A 22,322-nucleotide genomic window follows, 5' to 3' on the forward strand; every position below is an offset into this window, starting at 1 on the left:
TGCGGCACAACAGGGCGCTGGACCTAGGGACTCTGAAGTGCCAGTTTTGGTTCGTAGCTTTCGAGCCCGACGCTTGCCCTCACGAGTGCCCGCAGTTCCGCCAATCTTCCGTTGATGGCTCCTGCCGCCCGGGCCTGGATCAGGACGTTTCCGAGGGCCGTGGCTTCCACGGGGCCGGCGACAACCGTCTTGCCGGTGGCATCGGCGGTGAGCTGGCACAACAGCCTGTTTTGCGAGCCCCCGCCCACGATGTGGACCACGGACGTCTGCTTGCCGGACAGTTCTTCGGCGCGCGCCAGGGTCCTGGCGTAGGCGGCCGCGAGGCTGTCCAGGATGCAGCGCACGACGGCGGCCGGCCGGTCCGGAAGGACGGCACCGCCGGCGCGGACCGCGGCCCGGATGCGCTCGGGCATGTTGTCCGGGGCGATGAACGCGGGATCGTCGGCGTTGATTTGGGGACCGGCGGCGGGAAGTGCCGCCGCGGACTCCAGGAGCGCGGCGAGTTCCTGTCGGTGCCCTTCGGCCGCCCACGTGCGTTGGCATTCGCTGAGCAGCCACAGGCCGCCCACGTTGCGCAGGTACCGGACGGTTCCGTCGACGCCGCGTTCGTTGGTGAAGTTGGCCAAACGGCTTGACTCGTCCAGGACCGGGCTGTCCAGCTCAACGCCCACGAGGGACCAGGTGCCGGAGGAAATGTAGGCGAAGTCTTCCTGCCGGGCCGGAACGGCCGCCACGGCCGAGGCGGTGTCGTGCGATCCCACGGCAACCACCGCAGTCTCCGCGGGCAACCCTGTCCGGGCCGCGATCTCCGGCAGCAGCGTGCCTACGGTTTCGCCCGGCTGGATGATGGCCGGGAACAGGTTTTTGGGCAGGCCGAGTGCCCTGAAGAATTCGGTGGCCCACTCCCCCGTGACGGCGTCGAAAAGCCCGGTGGTGGAAGCATTCGTGGCCTCGGTACGGCGTTGCCCCGTCAGTTTGAACGCAATAAGGTCCGGAATCAACAGAGCCTGGACGCCGCGCAGTTCACGCTCCGTGGCGAGCTGGTAGATGGTATTGAACTGCAGGAACTGCAGACCCGTGGTGGCATAGAGCCGCGCCGGGTCCAGGACCTTGTGGACGTCCGCGACGGCGGTGCGGCCGCGCTCGTCGCGGTAGCTGAACGGCTGGGTCCGCAGGACACCGGAGGCATCCACGAGTCCGTAGTCGACGGCCCACGTGTCGATCCCGATACTGGCAATCCGATCCCCGCTTGCGGCGGCCGTTTGGGCGGCCGCCGCAAGTCCCGTGAGCACCTCACCGAACAGGGCGTCGAAGTCCCAGTGGAGTCCGCCGTCGAGCTCCACGACGCCGTTGGGGAAACGGTGCACCGTTTCCAGCGAGACCGTTTTTCCGGACGCGGGCCCGCCGGTGACCCGGCCGAGCATGACGCGCCCCGAGGACGCTCCGATATCGACGGCGGCGAAAACGCCGGCGCCGGCCTCCTTCCCGCTCATCGGAGGAAGGCTGCTGCGACGCCCGCGTCGACCGGGATGTGCAGGCCGGTGGTGTGCGAGAGTTCGTTGCTGGTGAGCACGGCGGCCGCGTTGGCGACGTGCTCGGGGAGGACTTCGCGTTTGAGCAGGGTGCGTTGGGCGTAGTACTTGCCCAGTTCCTGCTCGTCGACGCCGTAGACGGCGGCGCGTTTGGCGCCCCAGCCGCCGGCGAAGATCCCGGAGCCGCGGACCACGCCGTCGGGGTTGATGCCGTTGACGCGGATGCCGTATTCACCCAGTTCCGCGGCGAGGAGCCGGACCTGGTGGGCCTGGTCGGCCTTGGTGGCGGAGTAGGCGATGTTGTTCGGGCCCGCGAACACTGAGTTCTTGGAGGAAATGTAGACGATGTCCCCGCCCATGCCCTGGTCGATCATGACCTTCGCCGCGGCCTTGGAGACCAGGAACGAGCCCTTGGCCATGACGTTGTGCTGCAGGTCCCAGTCCTTCTCCGTGGTTTCCAGCAAGGGTTTGGAGATCGACAGGCCTGCGTTGTTGACCACCAGGTCCAGCCCGCCGAATGCCAGGACGGCCGCGTCGATGGCTCCCTGCACCTGGGCTTCGTCGGTCACGTCTGCCTGCACGCCGATAGCGACGTCGTCACCGCCGAGTTCGGCCGCGACGGCCTGGGCGTTGTCCAGGTTGAGGTCCGCGATGACCACGCAGGCGCCTTCCGCGGCAAGGCGGGTCGCGATCGCCTTCCCGATGCCCGACGCCGCGCCTGTCACCAACGCGATGCGCGTGGCGTGGGACTTGGGCTGGGGCATCCGGGCGAGCTTGGCTTCCTCGAGGGCCCAGTATTCGATCCGGAACTTCTCGGATTCCTCGATCGGTGCGTAGGAGGAGATGGCCTCGGCTCCGCGCATCACGTTGATCGCGTTGAGGTAGAACTCCCCGGCGACCCGTGCGGTCTGCTTGTCCTTGCCGTAGGAGAACATTCCGACGCCGGGGACCAGGACGATGGCCGGGTCCGCGCCGCGCAGGGCCGGGGAATCCGGGCCGGCGTGGCGGTCGTAGTACGCCTGGTAATCCTCGCGGTACGCGGCGTGCAGTTCCGTCAGGCGCGCGATGCTCTCCCCGATGCCGGCGCCGGCGGGAAGATCCAGGACGAGCGGCTTGACCTTGGTCCGCAGGAAGTGGTCCGGGCAGGAGGTGCCCAGCGCCCCGAGGCGGGGATGCTCGGCGCCTTCGAGGAATTCCAGGACCCGCGGGTCGTCGCTGAAGTGGCCCACCTGCGGTTTGTCGGCCGAGGCGAGGCCGCGGATGGCGGGAGCCAACGCGGCCGCCTTGGCGCGACGCTCGGCTTCCGGGAGCGCGGCGTAGCCGGGAAGCTTGGCACCGAACGGCTCGGCTTTGCCGTTCTGGGCGATGTAGCGTTCGGCCTGCTCGATGATCCACAGGGAGTTGGCTTCGGCTTCCCCGCTCGTGGCTCCCCACGCGGTGATGCCGTGGCCGCCCAGGATGGTGCCGATGGCCTGCGGGTTGGCTTCCTTGATCGCGGCGATATCCAGTCCCAGCTGGAAACCGGGACGGCGCCACGGAACCCACACGACCTTCTCGCCGAAGACCTTGGACGTCAGCGCTTCGCCGTCCACTGCCGTCGCGATCGCGATGCCGGAGTCCGGGTGCAGGTGGTCCACGTGCGCGGCGTCCACGAACCCGTGCATGGCGGTGTCGATCGAGGGCGCGGCGCCGCCCTTGCCGTGCAGGCAGTAATCGAAGGCGGCCACCATGTCGTCTTCGCGCTCGACGCCGGGGTAAACGGCCTTCAGTGCCTGCAGCCGGTCCAGCCGCAAAACCGCCAGGTTGTCCGCCTTCAGGGTTCCCAGGTCCCCGCCGGAACCCTTGACCCACAACAGCTCGACGTCCTCCCCGGTCACCGGGTCCTGTGCCGTGCCCTTGGCCGAGGTGTTCCCTCCGGCGAAGTTGGTGTTCCTTTTGTCCGCGCCCAGGCGGTTGGAACGGGCGATCAGTTCTTCAACAGTCTTGTTGGTTGTGTTCTGCATATTCATGCCTAAGCGCCCCATCCGGCTTGCTGGCCGCCCACGCGGTCCTCGTTGATCTTTTTCTGGTAGCCACTGTTCTTGAACGCGGTCATCGGATCGGCCGGGAGCCCGCGCGATTCGCGCCACTCGGCCAGGACCGGCCGGACATCCGTGTAGAAGGCATCGTTGAAGATGCCGTTGGCGGCAAGGACGTCGCCTTCGCGCTGCGCTTCGGTGAGCGCGTCCGTGTCGATGAGCAGGGCGCGTGCCGTCATTTCCTGGACGTTGAGCACGGACCGTATCTGGCCCGGGATCTTCTCTTCCAGGTTGTGGCACTGGTCCAGCATGAGGGCGACCCCCGAATCTTTCCCGAAGCCGCCGCCGCGGATGACCTCGTGCATGATGCGGAACAACTGGAAAGGATCCGCGGCACCGACGATCAGGTCATCGTCGGCGTAGAAGCGCGAGTTGAAATCGAAGGAACCGAGCTTGCCCAGGCGCAACAGCTGCATGACGATGAACTCGATGTTGGTGCCCGGGGCATGGTGGCCGGTATCCAGGCACACGAAGGCCTTCTCCCCCAGGGCCAGCGTCTGGGCATAGGAGGTACCCCAGTCCGGAACGTCCGTGTGGTAGAAAGCCGGCTCGAAGAACTTGTACTCCAGCACCAGGCGCTGGTTTCCGCCCAGTCCCGCGCAGATCTCCTGGAGGGATTCCGCGAGGCGGTCCTGCCGGCCGCGCATGTCATCCTGGCCAGGGTAGTTGGTGCCGTCCGCCAGCCAGACCTTCAGGTCCCGGGAACCCGTGGCGTGCATGATCTCGATGCACTCCAGGTGATGGTCGATGGCGCGGCGGCGCACCGCGGCGTCGGAGGACGTCAGGGAGCCGTACTTGTATTCGTCGTCCTGGAACGTGTTGGAGTTGATGGTCCCCAGCCCGACGCCAAGGTCCGCCGCGTACCCGCGGAGGGCGGAGTAATCGTCCACCTTGTCCCACGGGATGTGCAGTGCCACAGTCGGTGCAAGACCCGTCAGCTCGTGGACTTTCGCGGCGTCAGCCAGCTTCTCCTGGATGGTCCGCGGGGTGCCGGGCGTGCCGAACACCTTGAATCGCGTGCCCGAGTTGCCGTAGGCCCAGGACGGGACCTCGATGGCCAATTCGCCGAGGCGGCCGAGGGCCGCTTCCGTCGTGTTCATGGTTTTTCCTTCTGTTGCCTGTGCGTCGTCTTCGAACAGCAGTGCGTTTCTTTTGAATCAATTCCGTCTTGAATCGTTTCATTCAAGAGCCTACTCACACGGTAGGGCCTGCTTCCATGGCGTGTCAACAGTCAATCCCGGAGATCGCCGATCGAACCACGTAATATTGATCAAGCGGTTTGATTCGATTCATCAATTGGGAGGTAGAGAGTGCCAAGCGGCCCGGGAGCAAAGCTGACTGACGTCGCCGCCCTTGCCAGAGTTTCGGTCGGAACAGTTTCGAATGTCCTCAACCGTCCGGACCAAGTCTCGTTCGACAAGAGGACCCGCGTTCTTGCCGCCATCGAAGAGCTGGGATTCGTGCGGAACGAATCAGCCCGCTCACTGCGGTCCGGCTCCACCAGGAGCCTCGGCATGTTGGTGCTGGACGTGCGAAACCCCTTCTTCACCGATGTCGCTTTGGGCGCTGAAAACGTCGCCGAAGACCACAAGCACTCCCTGATACTGGCCAACAGCGCCGAAGACGCCGGCCGCGAGGAGGCCTATCTGGACCTCTTCGAGCAGCAGCGGGTCCAAGGCGTCCTCATCACGCCGTTCGGACAAGTTCTTCAACGGCTGGAAAGAATGCGCGACCGGGGTATCCCTTCTGTACTCGTCGACAGGCTCGCAAGCACGGATCAGTTCTGCTCGGTTTCGGTGGACGACGTCGCCGGCGGCGCCACTGCCCTGGAGCATCTCGTCAGCGTCGGCTCGGTACGTCCTGCATTCGTCGGCGGCCCCTTCACCCTGCAGCAGGTCGAGGACCGATACCGGGGTGCCGCCGACGCGGCCGCACGTGCCGGAGTCCCGCTTCAACTATTCGAAACGCCCGATCTGAAATTCGAACGCGGACGCCGGATTGGAGATCTTATCGGGAATCTCCAACCTGACAAGCGCCCGGATGCCGTGTTTGCCGCCAACGATCAATTAGCCCTAGGGCTTTTGCAATCCTTCGCCGCGAACGGGCTCCGCGTGCCCGAGGACATCGCCATCGTCGGGTTCGACGACATCGATTTCGCTTCGCAGTCGAGCATCCCACTCAGCTCCATCAGTCAACCGAGGCAGCTGATCGGCGAGCGTGCCGCCCAACTCCTGTTCGACGAAATCGACGCCGAACCCGGCCACGTGCACAGCCAAGTGGTGTTCACGCCGGAGCTCGTGGCGCGGCAGAGCACCCTGCGCCGCTAAGCGGATCCCTTCGATCCGGCCGTCGGCACCAGATCGCCCTTTTCGGATGAAATGAGCGATATGTAGGTCTCCAGTTGGGACCGAAGCTGATCCGCCGAGTGATGTTCCGGCGTCAGCGTGGCCGTGATCTGGGCACCGAGCGCAAACGTCATGATCCCGCCGACGATGTCGTCGTCGTTGAGACCTTCTTTCAGTTCGCCGAGTTCCCTGGCTTCACGGAGCTTGTCGAACAGGGCGTCACGCCATTGCTCCATCGAGGAATCATGCAAGGCGGCCTTCGCCGGGTCCGTCAGTGCGCGCTGCCAGAAGGCGATCGCGATTCGCGCTTCGTTTAGCCGCTCGGCGTCGAGCGGCAATATTTCATGGCAGTAGCTGCGCAACGCCGACAGTCCCCGCAGGCCGGCGGTGGAGTCGCTCATGCGGCTATTCGTCTGGTTGAAGACGTGGCCGAAAGCAAACGTCAAGAGATCGTCTTTCGTGGGGAAGTACGGCTTGAGCGCGCCGTTGGCAAAGCCCGCTTCCGTTGCTATCTCGCGCATCGTGGCACCCTCGATCCCCCGGCTTGCGATGATCCGCCACGTGGCTTCGACCAGCTCCACCCGGCGCTTGTCGTGGTCTACGATCTTCGGCACTCTTTCCCCAAATCTTTTTTCTACAACCGTTGTGACTTAGATTACACGATGCTATTCTCTACACACATAGAAAATAAACCGCCACTCACAAAGGCCTTCCATGAGCACAACCTCCTCTCCAGAAATCGCCGACATGGCTGAGATTGCCGGACTGTCTCCGTATGCCTTGACCAGTGCCGAAGACATCACGGCCGTCAGGGGCATTTTGGCCGACGCCGGGCTCTTCGACGGATCCATCCGGATCGCCTACCTTGGCCTCCTTGACCCCCCTCGCGATTCAGGAGCGGGCGAAACGGAGACTCCGGACCGCAGGTTCAGGGCGTTCCTGCACAACGTCTTGAGCGGTGCGGCACAGGACGTCGTGGTCTCCGTGACACACCAGGAAGTCGTCTCGAAGGTAGATCTTGACACCTCGGTGACGGGCGAGCTTCCGGTCATCGAAGAAGAATTCGAGGTGGTCGAAGAGATCCTCGCCCAGGACGAGCGGTGGCTCAAGGCCTTGGCTGACCGGAACCTCGACGTCAGCAAAGTCAGGGTTGCTCCCCTTTCGGCCGGCGTCTTCGAGTACCCCGAGGAGAAAGGCCGCCGGATTCTGCGCGGCTTGGCATTCGTCCAGGAGTTCCGCGAGGACAGCGCCTGGGCCCACCCCGTGGATGGGCTGGTTGCCTACGTTGATGTCGTCAGCAAGACGGTGGACCAGGTCCTGGATTTCGGCGCCGTCCCGGTGCCGGCAGAACATGGCAACTTTACGGACCCGGAGCTGACCGGACCGATGCGCACCACGCAGAAGCCGATCCACATCACCCAGCCGGAAGGTCCGAGCTTCACCGTCCACAATGGAAACCACGTCGAGTGGGAGAAGTGGAGCCTGGACATCGGCTTCGATGTCCGGGAAGGCGTCGTTTTGCACAATGTAGCGTTCGACGACGTCGATCGCCGTCGCAGCATCCTCAAGCGGGCTTCCATCGCCGAAATGGTGGTGCCATACGGCGACCCCTCACCCGTGCGCTCCTGGCAGAACTACTTCGATACCGGCGAATACCTCGTGGGCCAATACGCTAACTCGCTCGAACTCGGCTGCGATTGCCTCGGCGAAATCACCTACCTCAGCCCGGTAGTCAGTGACGCGTTCGGCCGGCCACGGGAAATCCGAAACGGAATATGCATGCACGAAGAGGATTGGAGCATCCTCGCCAAGCACAGCGACCTCTGGAGCGGCGTGAACTACACCCGCCGGAACCGCAGGCTCGTCATCAGCTTCTTCACGACTATCGGCAACTACGACTACGGCTTCTACTGGTACCTCTACCTTGACGGCACCATCGAGTTCGAAGCCAAGGCCACCGGCGTCGTCTTCACGAGCGCCCACCCCGGAAAGGGCTACCCGTACGCCTCGGAGCTCGCCCCGGGCCTTGGGGCTCCCTTCCACCAGCACCTCTTCAGCGCCCGGCTGGACTTCGCGATCGACGGCCTAGGCAACAGGGTCGAGGAAGAGGACGCCGTCCGCGTACCGATGGGAGAAGGCAACGAACGGGGCAACGCCTTCGCCCGCCGTCGGACGGTGCTCAAGAGCGAGTCGGAGGCCGTGCGCGAGTCTGACATGGCGGCGGGACGGGCCTGGATCATCTCCAATCCCGACTCACTCAACCGCCTGGGCGACCCCGTGGGATACAAGCTCCACGGACAAGGCCATCCCATGCTCCTCGCCGATCCCCAATCGTCCATCGCCCAACGCGCAGCCTTCGCCACGAAGGACCTATGGGTGACCCGCTATGACGAGAACGAGCGCTACCCCAGCGGCGACTTCGTCAACCAGCACTCCGGAGGAGCCGGACTGCCGGCCTACATCGCCCGCGATAGGGACATCGACGGACAAGACATCGTCGTATGGCACACCTTCGGGCTGACCCACTTCCCCCGCCCCGAGGACTGGCCGATCATGCCCGTCGACACGGTGGGATTCAAACTCCGCCCCGAAGGTTTCTTCGACCGGAGCCCCGTACTCGACGTTCCGCCGTCGAAACCCGCCGCAGGCGGCCACTGCCACATGGAGGCCCAGAAATGAGTTTAACAACCGGGAAAGAGACCACTGAGGTGGGCCAACCTCATCATCATCGACGTCGTCTCGGCGTCCCTGCGGTGACCTTCATGATCATCGCCGCCTCGGCTCCGCTCACTGTCCTCGCCGGCGGCGTGACGACGACGTTTGCCGTCACCGGAGTCACTGGCGTGCCGCTGTCCTTCCTGCTGCTCGGCGGAACCCTCGCCGTGTTCGCCGTCGGCTACGCGGCCATGAGCCGGTACGTCGTCAACGCCGGCGCCTTCTATTCCTACGTGGCGCAGGGCATCTCCCGGCCGGTCGGCGTCGGGGTTTCCATGGTGGCCCTGATGGCCTACAACTTGATGCAAGTCGGCATCTACGGCCTCTTCGGCTTCACCGTCTCAAGCCTGATCAACGAACGCTTCGGCATCACCGTCCCGTGGTGGATTCCGGTGCTTGTCTGCATCGCCGTCGTTGCATTCCTCGGCGTGAACCGCGTGGACCTGTCAGCGAAGGTCCTCGGGGTGCTCGTCGGCCTGGAGTTCCTCGTGGTGATTGTCTACGACGTCGTCTCCTTTGCCGTGGCCCCCGAGGGAGTCAGCGGAGCGCCGCTCAGCACGCAGAGCCTTTTCGTGCCGGGCGTCGGGGCGGTCCTTTCCTTCGGCATCGCGGCGTTCATGGGATTCGAATCGGCCGCGATCTACGGCGAGGAAAGCAAGGACCCCAAGCACACTGTCGCCCGGGCTACATATACCGCGGTGGCCATCATCGCCTTGTTCTACGCTGTTTCCTCGTGGGCCATGGCGGTCGGAACCGGACCGTCCGCAGTGGTGGACGCTTCCGCGAAACAAGGACCGGACCTGATGTTCGGTTTCCTCAGCGACCATGCCGGCGTACTTCTCGCCGACCTGGCCCGCCTGCTCTTCGTCACCAGCCTCTTCGCAGCTCTCGTCAGCTTCCACAATGCCGCAGCCCGCTATTTCTTCTCCCTGGGCCGGGAACAAGTCCTGCCGCGCAAGCTGGGCGCAGTACGGCGGCACAGCGGCGCCCCCTACGCCGGGTCGATCGCCCAGACGGTGATCGCCGTCGTGGTCACGGTGGCTTTCGCCATCGCGGGGACCGGATCATCGCTGGGCGACCTCTATCCTGTCCTGACCATGTTCACGTGGCTGACGAACGACGGCGCCATGGGACTTGTCCTCTTGATGACCGTTGTCTCGCTGGCGGTCATTGGGTTCTTCCGCAAGAACAGGCATGACGCTGGAATCTGGACCCGCCTGATCGCCCCTGCCCTGGGGTTCGTGCTCCTTGCGGCGATCTTCGTGCTGATCGTGGTCAACTTCAACGTACTGCTCGGCCAAAACGAGACCAATGCGCTGACGCTCGTCCTGCCTGCCACGATCATCGTGCCCGGGCTGGTGGGGATCGCCTGGGCGTTCCGCCTCCGCCGGAGCAACCCGGCCGTGTATCGGCGGATCGGTCACGGCGAGGAGGGGCCGGCGGCCGTCCATCTCGGCGACGAAGACGACGTGTAGCGCCGGGACTGATGATCGGTGAACACCATGCACACCACCCTTTCGATCGTCATGCTCGCTTGCTGTGCCCTCGGAATCTGGAGCCCGATGCGTGAAGGATTGGTCAGGAACCTTAGCCAGTGGGGGCCGATGGCACTCATGCTCATTGCGATGGCGGACACAACCGTCGGGCCAGGCATTGTGCCGGGCGTCGTGTGGGGCCTTCTCCTGCTCCTCACGTCCCCTCTTCCGCTGGTGCTCTTGCCCAAGGATCGCCGGGGCGGCATGGAAATACACCGCTCCTTGTCCATGGTGGCCATGTTCGCCATTTTCGTCACAACCCTTCCCACTGTCCCGTCAAGTTCTGTACACCAAGCACATGCGCATTCAGGACTCGGTGGAGCGAATCCGGCCCTGGCAGTTGCCCTCGCGGCAGCGGTCATCGCCTACTCAATCGCCCTGGCCGCCCGAACCCTTCGACCAAATGGCCGCGGACACCGTCGTCACGCGTCTGCATCGCTTGAGGCGATCTCTTCGGCGGGCGCCTTGGGCGCCATGATCCTGATGGCCGTCTGACCGCAAGTGCCTTGTCCATAGAAACCATTACCAACTCAGAGTGGAGTAAACCCTTGGAAAGCTACGACGCCCTCCTCGCTTCAATCACCCCGACCACCGGCGAAAGCCGGACCATTATCGACCCCGCCACGGGCACCGTTGTCGGCGAGGCCCCGGTTCACACGGTCGACGACCTCGAACGCGCGGTCGCCGCCGCCCAGGTAGCCCAACCAGCGTGGGCCGCTCTGGGCCACGACGTCCGCTCCGCCGCGCTCCTCAGGGCGGCAGACGCCGTCGAACGCTCCGCCGAGGAACTTGCCCGGCTGCTCTCCCGCGAGCAAGGCAAACCGCTCAACGGCCCCAACGCCCGCTTCGAAGTCGGCGCCTGCGCGGCCTGGCTCCGCGCCACCGCCGCCACCCCGCTCGAGGTGGAAACCGTCGTCGACGACGGCGAAACCCGCGCCGAACTCCACTACCGGCCCATCGGCGTCGTCGGCGCGATCGGCCCCTGGAACTGGCCCATGATGATCACCATCTGGCAGATCGCCCCCGCCCTCCGGATGGGCAACGCCGTCGTCGTCAAACCCTCCGAATACACACCCCTGTCCGTGCTGGCCCTGGCCGCCGTGATCAACGAAGAACTCCCCGAAGGCCTCCTCACGGTGGTCTCCGGCGGCCGGGACGTCGGCGCCCGGCTCGCCGAACACCCGGCCATCGGCAAGGTCATGTTCACCGGTTCCACCGCCACCGGCAAGGCCGTCATCCGCTCCAGCGCGGACACGGTAAAGCGGCTCACTCTCGAACTCGGCGGCAACGACGCCGGCATCGTCCTGCCCGATGCAGACCCCAAAGCCATCGCCGAAGGACTCTTCTGGGGTGCCTTCATCAACACCGGCCAGACCTGCGCCGCACTCAAGCGCCTCTACGTCCACGACTCCCTCTATGAAGCAGTGTGCACCGAGCTTGCTGCCGTTGCCGCCGCGATGCCCATGGGGGTTGGTCTGGACGAGGCGAACGTGCTGGGACCGCTGCAGAACCGGCAGCAGTTCGACATCGTCGCGAAGCTCGTGGATGCCGCCCGCGATTCCGGCGCCCGCATCCTGCTCGGCGGCAACCCCGACGACGGCCAGCCCGGCAACTTCTACCCCACCACCCTCGTAGCCGACATCGACAACAGCAACCCCCTCGTCGCCGAGGAACAGTTCGGCCCGGCCCTGCCCATCATCCGCTACGGCACCGTGGACGAGGTCGTCGCCATGGCGAACGCGCTCGACGTCGGACTCGGCGCCTCCGTCTGGTCCTCCGACCTGGACGCTGCCCGTGACGTTGCCGCCCGCCTTGAGGCCGGAACCGTATGGATCAACAAACATGGCAACGTCGACCCGCGGGTCCCCTTCGGCGGCGCCAAGCAATCCGGCTATGGCCTGGAATTCGGCGTCGAAGGCCTCAAAGCCCTCGGGGTCCCCCAGGTGATCAACGGCTGACCCAACTGACTAGCAGTTGTTGTCGTTTTGAAGCCCCAGAACGACAACAACTGTCAGCTAGTTGGGGCCTGCCGCCGTCGCCTCTGAATCTCGACGTAGGCGGTGACAAGGAGCAGGACAACCACTGCGAGGGCCAACGCGACGGCGGCGGGAACCACAGCGCTCACCGGTATGAGCAACACGGCGATCACCACGGTCGGCACCGCCCACGGCAGCACCGCGCGCGGAGGCTGACCGTAGCGAAGCGACACGATCGCATTGCAACCATAGAAGAGGGCCAGACCTCCCCCGAGAGAAATCCCGGAACCGAAGGGCAAGTGCTCATAGGGGGCTGGAATGGTCGTCGCAATGGCCCCGGCGATTGCAGTTACCCCCAAAACCAGAAGAAACGGCATGAACAACGTGGTCTGAAGGATCCCGGCGAAATCGGACCGGGCCTGCAGTCGCTCGAGCCCTGCCGTGACTGTCCCCGTGCCGTATTGGAAGAATGCCCAGCCGAGCAGGGCAACCACGAGGAATCCGAGCGCACCGAGCAGGCCTGCGCCCGGGCCCCAATCGTCAGACACCTCGGTGACGATCGTGAAGATGGACTCGCCGAGCACAATGATGACGAACAAGCCAAGCCGCTCGGAAGCGTGCTCGATGTTGATGCCAGCGATGCCGCGGTCAGGCCAAAGGCGGGCGCTAAGCGCCATCATGCCAATCTCGACCACGATCGCGGTGGCCCACAGAACGACGGCAATGTGGAGAGGTAAGGAGGCGGAGATGAGCCAGAGGACGGCCGTGCCGCCGTTGTAGATCCAAATCCGCCACGGAAATTCGGCCGAATTTTCACGGTGCTGGTACAGCCACAAGATCAGCAGAACCACGCGAATGGCGGCATTGGCCAGCGAAAAGGCCCAAGCGCGTTCTCCAAAGGCACCGGGCGCGGCGGCGGCCATGATGCTCGCCGCCGCCATCGCCGCGAGCATCGCGACGCCCAGAGCCCGGGACGACAAACCTGGCAGGAGGTTGACTACGGAGACAATGTTCACCCAAGCCCACCACGCCGGAAAGAAAAGCAGAACGAAGGTGCCGAACTCAGCCCATCCGGGGTCGCCGTGGATCCCGCGCGCAAGCTGCCCGACGAAAGCCACAAAGACGAGGTCGAAGAACAATTCCATCCAGTGGACGCGGCGAGGGTCACGGGCCACCTCGTGTTTCAACGCGCCAGGAACCGACGACTTATCCATCATTGACCCATGCTATTGGCTGCCGGACTTGCCGTTGCTCCAGTCCGGCCCGCGAGATAGTAGCATTCGTAATGCAGGAATACGGTGTGCGCGAGCGTCATACCGACAGGGATAGGTTGCGGGGGCAAGCAAAGTCAATGGATTCGGAACCGGTACAGCCAGAGGTAACCCCTCGATTCAGCAACACCCGGAAGCAGAATACCGAGCTTGCCGTCCAGCAACTCCGGGACGGCGGGTTCACGAACATCCAGGTGGATGAATTCCTCGAGACGCTGCACCGCATGGAGGCCGACGAGTCGATACTTGCGCCGCTGACGAATGCCCTGCTCGCGATGAACGTCTCGGTCCAGTGGCTCATGTAGGAACCGCCAGCACTCCACGACCCCGATCCGGTTAATCGGACTCGGCCTCCTGCTCGATGCGTCGGCGCTGCTCCTCGAGCTCCTTCTCGCCTTCGTCTTCAGCTTGATAAAGCTTGGAGTTGGTGATCCGGAGTTCACGCATCACGGCGTCGAGCTTCACGTGGAGGGCGGCGCTGTCTCTATTCTGGGTGTTTTGGATGATGAAGACCATCAAGAACGTCACGATGGTCGTGCCGGTATTGATGACCAACTGCCAGGTATCCGAAAATCCCAGGAGTGGTCCCGTAAACGCCCAAACAATGAGGATGATTACTGCCGCGCTGAACACCCAGGCGTGGCCGAGAACTTTGGCCACCTTGGTGGTGAACCGGGTGAAAAAATCCGGACGGGAACCGCTGTCTTCGCTCATCCAGCCATCATCCACCCACTACCGGGTTGGCACCTACCCATCCTGCAGCTCGGTGCCGTTTCGGCCCAAACGCTTTCCAACGTTGTAATCTTCAGCTAAGGACGGTCGCTGACGTGCGCGGAAGAAGGAAAAGTGGCAATTACCATGCGGGATGTGGCCCTGGCGGCCGATGTGTCTATCAAAACCGTATCGAACGTCATCAATGACCATCCAAACATCAAAGCCGAGACCCGCGAGCGGGTTTTGCTGGCCATCGAGAAACTCGGCTATCAGCCGAATCTCTCGGCCCGGGGCTTGCGGTCCGGACGCACGGATGTCATCAGCCTCATCATCCCGGATCTGAAGAATGCCTATTTTGCCGAGCTCGCCGATGCCGTCATGACGGCCGCCTCAAAACGCGGGAAAGTGGTGATCATCGAGCAAAGCGGAGGCTCCCGGACGCGCGAGCTGGAGATCCTGCATGGCCCCCGGATGCGAATGGTCGATGGCGTCCTGTACAGCGTGCTCGGCCTGAGCCAGGAAGACGCAGGCCTCATCGAGATTCCGACTCCCATGGTCCTCCTGGGTGAGCGGATCTTTCACGGCCCCACGGACCACGTGACCATGCAAAACATCGAGGCTTCGCAGGCAGCTACCGACCACCTCCTCCAACGCGGACAAACGAAACTACTCGCTTTTGGTGCCCACCGAAATGAAGTCATCGGTTCAGCCGGGCTTCGCTTGGAAGGTTACCGCCGCGCCTTGCAGAAGGCGGGGCTGGATTACCGGGACGAACTGGCAATCGATGTCCAGTCGTGGCACCGTTCCGACGGCGCCCAGGCAATGCGGCACGTCCTGGAGTCCGGGCTGGAGTTCGACGGCGTCGTGGCCTTCAACGACTCCATCGCCCTAGGGGCGATGCGTGTCATGCAGGATGCTGGACTGAGAATCCCTGAGGATGTGGCGATCATCGGCTTTGACGACATCGACGAAACCCGGTATTCACTCCCGACGTTGTCAACCATAGATCCGGGCCGTCGGGAGATCGCCGAGACCGCCGTCGCGATGCTCCTGGAACGAATCGACGGCGCGGCCGAAGCGACGCCTGCCCGCGAGTTTGAAGCCGGGTTCAAGGTCATCAGCCGGGAATCCACGGCGATCTAGCCCGCCGAAGACGCCGTCGGATTTCTTCTTGACATGTAAGTCCGGTCACATCATCATGGATTTACAACGATTACTTACATCGATGTAAAAGCTCGGAAATGTCTCTTGTCCCCATCCGCCGAGTCCGTCCAAGTCCCACCACCATCCATTGGCTGGAAGACGGCCTGCCCTCGCTGCTCCACCTCCGACGACGACGTCCATGCACGACCGAAGGGAAACTACGTGAACAAGAAAGCAATCGCCGCAGCAGTGTCAGCCGCTGCCCTTGCCGCCACACTGGCAGGGTGCAGTGGTGGCGCGGATGCCGCCAGTGCGGGCTCCAATACCACCAATTGCACGAACAAGATTGTCCATTCCGATGCTCCGAAGGTCTCCGTGTGGGCGTGGTACCCCAACATGGCCAAGGTCGTCGACAACTTCAACAACTCCCACACCGATGTCCAGGTCTGCTGGACCGTGGCCGGCCAGGGTGGCCCGGAGTACGCGAAGTTCCAAACAGCCATACAGGCCGGCAAGGGAGCCCCTGACGTGATCATGCTCGAGGCTGACCAGCTGACGGGTTTTGAATTGCAGAACGCGCTTGTGGACCTGAGCAAGTATGGCGCCGCAGACGTCAAGAAGAACTTCAGCGCGGGTTCCTGGAAGGACGTCTCGCAGGGCGATTCGGTCTACGCCATCCCGGTCGACGGCGGGCCGATGGCCATGATCTACCGTAAGGACATCCTGGACAAGTACGGCATCAAGCCGCCGACGACGTGGGCCGAGTACGAAACGGCCGCGCAGAAGGTCAAGGACGCCGGCGGCCCTGCTTTCGGAGACCTTGGCAGCAATGTCCCCGCCGCCCTGACCGCCCTCATGGCCCAAAAGGGCGCCGTTCCCTTCACCTATGACCTGGCGGACCAGAAGAACATCTCCATCCACCTCGACAGCCAGCCGGCCAAGGACGTGCTGAACTACTGGGCGGGACTCGTGAAGAAGGGCCTGGTCGCCACCCAGGACCAGTTCACCACCGACTACATTTCAGGAATGATCGGCGGCAAGTACGCTACGTACATCTCGGCCGCATGGGCTCCCGGCTACCTCACCGGGTCCGGAGTGGGTAAGGGCAACGAGAAGGGAACATTCGCTGCGGCCCCCCTCCCCCAATGGGATGCAAGCAACCCGGTCTCCGTGAACTGGGGAGGATCCACCTTTGCCGTCACCTCACAGGCCGGTGACCAGAAGCTCGCCGCCGAAGTCGCCAAGGGCCTCTACGCCGACGACGCCTCGCTGACGGACGGCTGGAAGACCCAAACGATCTTCCCGCTCAACCAGAATGTGTTGAAGTCGGACGCGTTCACCAACAACGCCGTCGACTTCTTTGGCGGACAGACCGCGAACAAGGACATCTACATACCGGCCGAAAATGCCTACAAGGGATTCAGTTACAGCCCGTTCAGCGTCTACTACTACGCGCAACTGCAGGCAGAGACGGTCAAGATCAATGCCGGCAAAGTCAGCGGGGACGAAGCAGCCACCGAGCTGCAGGGCATCATGGTGAACTACGCGAAGAGCCAAGGGTTCACAGTCAACTGACAGCTCCTCCCGTTCCGCCGGCCCCGGGTGGGCGGAACGGGGCGGAATCGATCAAGAGAAAGTTGCAGGACAGCTCATGGCAGTTCACGGGTCAACGGTGACGTCGTTGCCACGCACTTCCACCCCGGACAAAGTGAATTCCGCGCCCCCGCCCGAACGCAGGACCCGCTCCCGCAGCGACAAGATGAATGCGCGGCGGGCCAGGACCGGATGGCTCTTCATCGCACCGTTCGGAATAGTTTTCGTGGCGTTCCTTCTTGCTCCGCTTGCCTACGCCCTCTACCTCAGCCTGTTCACCAAGGGCCTGGCGACAGGGACGCGGTTCAGCGGTTTGGAGAACTATCTCCGCGCCTTCTCGGATCCACAGTTCCTCAAGGGTGTGTGGTTCGTGGTCCGCTTCTCCCTGGTCCTCATCCCGGTCCAGATGGCCGTCTCCCTGGCAGCCGCCCTCGTGCTCGACCACCTCACCACCCGGCTCGCAAGGTTCTCCCGGCTCATGATCTTCCTGCCGTACGCAGTGCCGGCCGTCATTGGTGCCCTGATGTGGGGCTTTCTTTACAGTCCGACATTCGGCCCCCTCGAGCAGTTTTTCTCCCTGTTCCACGCCTCCGCGCCCTTCCTGCTCAGCCAGGACAACGTCTTCTACGGCCTTCTCAATGTTGTGACGTGGCAATGGGCCGGCTATTACATGATCATCATCTACGCGGCATTACAGGGAATCGATCCGACCCTCTACGAGGCCGCCAAGATTGATGGGGCCTCCGAAAGGCAGGTTGCGTTCCGCATCAAGATCCCCCTGGTTTCTTCGGCACTTGTGCTCATTCTCATCTTCGCGCTGATCGGGACGCTGCAGTTCTTCTCCGAGCCGCAAATCCTCGGGCCGGTAGCCAACGGCAGCATCACCCCGGATTTCACCCCGAACATCTACGCGTTCAATTTGGCCTTTGGATACGCCCAGTTCAACTACGCCTCGGCCATATCCTTCTCCCTCGGCATCGTCGTCTTCATCGCGGTGTACATCTTCATGTTCGCCACCCGCAAGAAAGGGAGCAACCTCTCATGAGTGCGCTGACAACACATCTCCCGGCCGCAACCCGGCTGTCGCGGCCCCGGCGGCGCAACGTGGTGGCTCATGCCTTTCTGGGCGTCCTGGTCCTATATTTCCTGGCTCCCATTTGGTGGCTTTTCGTCGCCAGCACGAAAGACGCCCAAGGACTTTTCGCGGGCTCGTCCGGCGCTATGTGGTTCGACAAGAATTTCAACCTGATAGCGAACATTCAGGAGCTTTTCGCCTACAACGGCGGGGAGTACGTACAGTGGCTGGGCAATTCCCTTCTCTACGCTGTCAGCGGCGGTCTGGGAGCGACCGCAATCTCGGTCCTGGCCGGTTATGGGTTTGCCAAGTACAAGTTCCGGGGCCGGAACCTTACGTTCGCACTGTTGCTCGGTGCCGTGATGGTCCCCATGACGGCGCTGGTCATCCCGACATTCATCCTGATGTCCAACCTCAAGCTGACCGATACCGTGTGGGCGGTCATCCTGCCGTCGCTGCTTAGCCCCTTCGGCGTCTACCTGATGCGGGTTTACACCGCAGAAGCGGTTCCAGACGAGCTGCTCGACGCGGCAAGGGTGGACGGAGCCGGTGAACTCCGCACTTTCTTCCAAGTCTCGTTGCCCTTGCTTCGGCCGGCGCTGGTGACCGTCCTGCTGCTTTCCGTCGTTGGGACCTGGAACAACTACTTCCTGCCCTTGGCCATGTTGTCCACGGAGAGGCTCTATCCGCTCACCGTGGGCATAGGGCTCTGGGAGCAGCTGGCTTCGTCCAACAACGGGGGCGGCCACTCGCTCTGGAGCCTGATCGTCGTCGGTTCGTTCATTTCCATCATTCCCCTCGTGGTGGCATTCCTCACCCTGCAGAAGTACTGGCAGGGCGGCCTGTCACTCGGCAGCCTCAAATAGCCCCTTGAAGCACCTCTTCATTTCCCGCTCCTTCTCACCGAAAGCAGACCATGGTTTCCGCACGCCTTACGATCGACCCACAATTCGCAGTGGGCGCAGTCAATCCCCGCCTCTTCGGTTCGTTTGTTGAACACCTTGGACGCTGTGTCTACGACGGCATCTACGAACCCGGTCACCCCAGCGCCGACGCCGACGGTTTCCGCACTGACGTGATCGAGCTCGTCAAAGAACTCGGTGTTTCCACCATCCGCTATCCGGGCGGCAACTTCGTCTCCGGGTTCCGCTGGGAGGACAGCGTTGGGCCCAAGGAACAGCGCCCCCACCGACTCGACCTCGCGTGGCACTCCACCGAAACCAACGAGATCGGCATGCACGAGTTCAGCACCTGGCTTGAGAAGGTGGGCAGCGAACTCATGCTGGCCGTCAACCTCGGCACCCGCGGCACGCTGGAAGCTTTGGACTTGTTGGAGTACTCCAACATCCGCTCCGGGACGGAGCTGTCGGACCGCCGGGCCGCTCATGGCCGGGTGGAGCCCTTTGGCGTCAAAATGTGGTGCCTCGGCAATGAGATGGATGGCCCGTGGCAGTTGGGCCATCGCTCTGCCGACGACTACGGCAAAATCGCATCGCAGACCGCGAAGGCAATGCGCCAGCTTGATCCTTCCGTTGAACTTGTGGTCTGCGGCTCATCGAGCGCCCATATGCCCACCTTCGGAGAATGGGAGCGCGTGGTACTCACCCACGCCTACGAGGACGTTGATTACATCTCCTGCCACGCCTACTACGAAGAAAAGAACGGTGACCTGGACTCGTTCCTTGCTTCCGCCACCGACATGGACCACTTCATTGAATCGGTTGTGGCGACGGCGGACCACGTCAAAGCTGTCAACGGGAGCGCCAAAACCATCAACATTTCCTTCGACGAATGGAATGTGTGGTACCTCGAACGGTTCCATAACGTGGACAAAATCGAAGGGCTGGACAACTGGCCCAAGGCGCCGCGACTGCTTGAGGACACGTACTCAGTTGCCGACGCCGTCGTCTTCGGCAACCTCCTGATCTCACTACTTAAGCACGCCGACCGTGTCACGTCCGCCTCCCTGGCGCAGCTCGTCAACGTGATCGCTCCCATCATGACCGAACCCGGCGGTCCCGCGTGGAAACAGACCACGTTCTTCCCGTTCGCGTTGACCTCCAAACTGGCCAAGGGCGTCGCCCTGGACGTGAGGCTGGATGCGGACAAGTACAGCACTGACGCTTACGGTGCCGTCCCGCTCATCGACGCGGTCGCGACCTACGACGCGGACGCCGCTGCGACGTCGGTCTTCCTGGTCAACCGATCACGGACTGAAGAGGCAACGGTCACCATCGACCTCACGGCTCTTGACAGCGCGATCGTCCTGGATGCGCAGACGCTCTCGGACGCGGATGTATACGCCAAGAACACGCTCAACGATCCGAACCGCGTCGGGCTGCACCCGAATAAGAGTGCCGTAGTACGTGACGGCGTCGTCGAAATCACCCTGCCACCCGTCTCCTGGACGGCCCTGAACCTCGGCTGACTTTGTGAATTCGTGAGAAGGCAAGCGACATCCCGGTCCGAAGACCGGGATGTCGCTTCCACTTGCGGCACTATGGGCCGAACCCCTTTTGCCCGCCGCCGCCCGGTGGGACGATTTTGACATGAGCGAAAACGAAGACCAAAAGCTCGCGTCCCCGGCTCCCGGCCATTACCTTCCGAGGGAAAAGGGCGCCTTCGTGGAGGAATACGAACACCCGACCACCCACCAGATGCGCATCGTCGGCCAGCGGAGGACCGAAGCGGAAGCCAAGCTCGAACGCCAACAGCGCGAGGCGCGTGAGAAGTTCCATGAATAAAGAGATACGGAAAAACCCGGGTTAACGGCAACGCGCCGTTAGCCCGGGCTTCTTCTTGTTAAAAGCCCTCGCCGTTCACAGCCCGCCGGCGAGTTTGTAGTAGGCGGCGTTCCACGCGAGTTCCTTCTTGAACTGTTTGATGGTGGTGCCGCCGTCGATGGTGAGCAGTTCGGTCCGGGCGATTTCGGCGAAGTCCTCGAACACGTCCATGCCCACCTGGGTGGAGAGCACGGTGTGGTGCGCGGCGCCTGCGGTGAGCCACGCGGCGGCGGAGGTGGCGAAGTCGGGCTTCGGCTCCCACAGTGCACGCGCGACCGGGAGGTTGGGGAGCGGTTCCTCGAGGTCGACGACGTCGACGGCATTCGCGACGAGGCGGAACCGGTCGCGCATGTCCGAGAGCGCGACCACGACGCCGGGCCCCGCATCGGTGTCGAAGACCATGCGGACGGGATCTTCCTTGCCGCCGATGCCCAGCGGGTGGATCTCCACGCGCGGCTTGGCTGCGGTCAGGGAGGGGCAGACCTCGAGCATGTGCGCGCCGAGGATCTTCTCCTCCCCCGGCGTCAGGTGGTAGGTGTAGTCCTCCATGAGCGAGGCGCCACCGGGCAGTCCGGCGCCCATGACCTTCGCAGCCCGGACCAAGATCGCGGTCTTCCAGTCGCCCTCGGCACCGAAGCCGTAGCCGTCGGCCATGAGCCGCTGCACGGCCATGCCGGGAAGCTGGCGCAACGCGCCCAGGTCCTCGAACGACGTCGTGAATGCGGCGGAGCCGTTCGCCTCCAGGAAGGACCGCAGACCCAGTTCGATCCGGGCGCTGTAGCGCAGGGACTCGTGCCGGGCGCCGCCGGCACACAGTTCCGGTGCGACCTCGTAGAGGCGCTCGTATTCGGCTACGAGGGCGTCGACGTCGTACTCCGGCGCGCCGTGCACGGCGTCGGCGAGTTCGTTGACGGACCACGTGTTGACCGAGACGCCGAAGCGCAGCTCGGCTTCGGTCTTGTCCCCTTCTGTGACGGCAACGTTGCGCATGTTGTCCCCGAAGCGGGTCAGCTTGAGGGTGCGCACCGCGGCCCAGCCGGCGGAGGCGCGTTGCCACGCGCCCACCTGGCGCGTGACCTCGGGGTTGGAGACGTGCCCGACGACGGTCTTCCGCGGCACGCCGAGGCGGGACTGGATGTACCCGAATTCGCGGTCGCCGTGGGCTGCCTGGTTCAGGTTCATGAAGTCGAAGTCGATGTCCGCCCACGGCAGGGCCACGTTCGCCTGGGTGTGCAGGTGCAGGAGCGGCTTGCGGAGCAGGTCCAGTCCCTGGATCCACATCTTGGCCGGGCTGAACGTGTGCATCCACGCGGTAACGCCGATCACGGCGTCGTCCGAGTTCGCTTCCAGAGCGGTGCGGCGGATCGCGTCCGCGTCCGTCAGCACGGGCTTCCAGACGAGCTTGACCGGAACATCGGAGGACGCGTTCAGTGATGCGGCGATCTCCTGGGACTGCGCGGCGACCTGCTTGAGGACGTCCTCGCCGTAAAGGTGCTGGCTGCCGGTGAGGAACCACACTTCGTAGTGTTCGAGGGACGTGTTGTGGGCGATGGGCATGCGTT

General features: G+C 63.5%; 19 protein-coding genes. 12 read left to right on the forward strand and 7 right to left on the reverse strand.

Annotation, left to right across the window (positions count from 1 at the left end):
* Positions 1-23: 23 nt before the first annotated feature.
* From AC3WJU_RS10925 to rhaI, 3 genes are read right to left on the reverse strand one after another with little or no spacing between them, the layout of a single operon-like run.
* A complete protein-coding gene (locus AC3WJU_RS10925; protein ID WP_492259857.1) occupies positions 24-1,493 on the reverse strand; it encodes a rhamnulokinase in 1,470 nt (489 codons plus the stop codon).
* On the reverse strand, positions 1,490-3,535 hold the full coding sequence (locus tag AC3WJU_RS10930) for a bifunctional aldolase/short-chain dehydrogenase (RefSeq protein ID WP_492259858.1): 2,046 nt from the start codon (positions 3,533-3,535) through the stop codon (positions 1,490-1,492). The genes AC3WJU_RS10925 and AC3WJU_RS10930 overlap by 4 nt, the downstream gene beginning before the upstream one ends.
* 8 nt (positions 3,536-3,543) lie before the next feature.
* Positions 3,544-4,710, reverse strand: a complete 1,167-nt coding sequence (gene rhaI / locus AC3WJU_RS10935) for an L-rhamnose isomerase (RefSeq protein ID WP_492259859.1) — start codon at positions 4,708-4,710, stop codon at positions 3,544-3,546.
* A gap of 210 nt (positions 4,711-4,920) precedes the next feature.
* On the opposite strand from rhaI, the gene AC3WJU_RS10940 reads away from it, so the two are divergent.
* Positions 4,921-5,937: a LacI family DNA-binding transcriptional regulator gene (locus AC3WJU_RS10940; protein WP_284989071.1), complete on the forward strand. Its 1,017-nt coding sequence runs from the start codon at positions 4,921-4,923 to the stop codon at positions 5,935-5,937.
* Here AC3WJU_RS10940 and AC3WJU_RS10945 read toward each other — a convergent pair.
* A complete protein-coding gene (locus AC3WJU_RS10945; RefSeq protein WP_059389965.1) occupies positions 5,934-6,569 on the reverse strand; it encodes a TetR/AcrR family transcriptional regulator in 636 nt (211 codons plus the stop codon). The two genes, AC3WJU_RS10940 and AC3WJU_RS10945, sit on opposite strands and share 4 nt — an antisense overlap.
* Before the next feature lie 133 nt (positions 6,570-6,702).
* Between AC3WJU_RS10945 and AC3WJU_RS10950 the strand changes: the two genes are divergently transcribed.
* Genes AC3WJU_RS10950 through AC3WJU_RS10965 form a run of 4 tightly spaced genes read left to right on the forward strand, consistent with a single transcriptional unit; the run spans position 6,703 to position 12,163 of the window.
* A complete protein-coding gene (locus AC3WJU_RS10950) occupies positions 6,703-8,634 on the forward strand; it encodes a primary-amine oxidase (RefSeq protein ID WP_492259875.1) in 1,932 nt (643 codons plus the stop codon).
* On the forward strand, positions 8,631-10,145 hold the full coding sequence (locus AC3WJU_RS10955; RefSeq protein WP_284989072.1) for an APC family permease: 1,515 nt from the start codon (positions 8,631-8,633) through the stop codon (positions 10,143-10,145). Before AC3WJU_RS10950 ends, AC3WJU_RS10955 begins: the two co-directional genes overlap by 4 nt.
* Before the next feature lie 18 nt (positions 10,146-10,163).
* Positions 10,164-10,700 (forward strand): hypothetical protein, encoded by a 537-nt coding sequence (locus AC3WJU_RS10960; protein ID WP_492259860.1) that lies wholly within the window; start codon positions 10,164-10,166, stop codon positions 10,698-10,700.
* Between the two features lie 53 nt (positions 10,701-10,753).
* Positions 10,754-12,163, forward strand: a complete 1,410-nt coding sequence (locus AC3WJU_RS10965) for an aldehyde dehydrogenase family protein (RefSeq protein ID WP_492259861.1) — start codon at positions 10,754-10,756, stop codon at positions 12,161-12,163.
* 53 nt (positions 12,164-12,216) lie between these two features.
* Here AC3WJU_RS10965 and AC3WJU_RS10970 read toward each other — a convergent pair whose 3' ends face one another.
* Positions 12,217-13,398: a low temperature requirement protein A gene (locus tag AC3WJU_RS10970; RefSeq protein WP_492259862.1), complete on the reverse strand. Its 1,182-nt coding sequence runs from the start codon at positions 13,396-13,398 to the stop codon at positions 12,217-12,219.
* A gap of 134 nt (positions 13,399-13,532) precedes the next feature.
* On the opposite strand from AC3WJU_RS10970, the gene AC3WJU_RS10975 reads away from it, so the two are divergent.
* The gene (locus AC3WJU_RS10975; protein WP_148667708.1) at positions 13,533-13,757 is read left to right on the forward strand and encodes a hypothetical protein; all 225 of its coding nucleotides are present in this window, start codon (positions 13,533-13,535) and stop codon (positions 13,755-13,757) included.
* Between the two features lie 31 nt (positions 13,758-13,788).
* On the opposite strand, the gene AC3WJU_RS10980 is transcribed toward AC3WJU_RS10975, so the two are convergent.
* Positions 13,789-14,166: a low affinity iron permease family protein gene (locus AC3WJU_RS10980; protein ID WP_059389959.1), complete on the reverse strand. Its 378-nt coding sequence runs from the start codon at positions 14,164-14,166 to the stop codon at positions 13,789-13,791.
* A 132-nt stretch (positions 14,167-14,298) separates the two neighbouring features.
* On the opposite strand from AC3WJU_RS10980, the gene AC3WJU_RS10985 reads away from it, so the two are divergent.
* The 6 genes from AC3WJU_RS10985 to AC3WJU_RS11010 all read left to right on the forward strand — a co-directional run bounded on the left by AC3WJU_RS10985 (position 14,299) and on the right by AC3WJU_RS11010 (position 20,721).
* Positions 14,299-15,309: a LacI family DNA-binding transcriptional regulator gene (locus AC3WJU_RS10985; protein WP_492259863.1), complete on the forward strand. Its 1,011-nt coding sequence runs from the start codon at positions 14,299-14,301 to the stop codon at positions 15,307-15,309.
* Between the two features lie 222 nt (positions 15,310-15,531).
* Positions 15,532-16,884: an ABC transporter substrate-binding protein gene (locus AC3WJU_RS10990; protein ID WP_492259864.1), complete on the forward strand. Its 1,353-nt coding sequence runs from the start codon at positions 15,532-15,534 to the stop codon at positions 16,882-16,884.
* 76 nt (positions 16,885-16,960) lie between these two features.
* Positions 16,961-17,947, forward strand: a complete 987-nt coding sequence (locus AC3WJU_RS10995; protein WP_492259865.1) for a carbohydrate ABC transporter permease — start codon at positions 16,961-16,963, stop codon at positions 17,945-17,947.
* Positions 17,944-18,843, forward strand: a complete 900-nt coding sequence (locus AC3WJU_RS11000) for a carbohydrate ABC transporter permease (RefSeq protein WP_059389956.1) — start codon at positions 17,944-17,946, stop codon at positions 18,841-18,843. The genes AC3WJU_RS10995 and AC3WJU_RS11000 overlap by 4 nt, the downstream gene beginning before the upstream one ends.
* 50 nt (positions 18,844-18,893) lie before the next feature.
* Positions 18,894-20,405 carry an arabinosylfuranosidase ArfA gene (gene arfA, locus AC3WJU_RS11005; protein ID WP_059389955.1) on the forward strand — a complete coding sequence of 504 codons (1,512 nt, stop codon included), beginning with the start codon at positions 18,894-18,896 and terminating at the stop codon, positions 20,403-20,405.
* Positions 20,406-20,526: 121 nt separating this feature from the next.
* Positions 20,527-20,721, forward strand: a complete 195-nt coding sequence (locus AC3WJU_RS11010; protein ID WP_148667707.1) for a hypothetical protein — start codon at positions 20,527-20,529, stop codon at positions 20,719-20,721.
* 75 nt (positions 20,722-20,796) lie between these two features.
* On the opposite strand, the gene araA is transcribed toward AC3WJU_RS11010, so the two are convergent.
* Entirely contained in the window at positions 20,797-22,317 is a 1,521-nt protein-coding gene (gene araA / locus AC3WJU_RS11015) for an L-arabinose isomerase (protein ID WP_492259866.1), read from the reverse strand.
* Positions 22,318-22,322 lie beyond the last annotated feature (5 nt).

It is taken from the genome of Arthrobacter sp. FW306-1B-F12A (assembly GCF_058781865.1).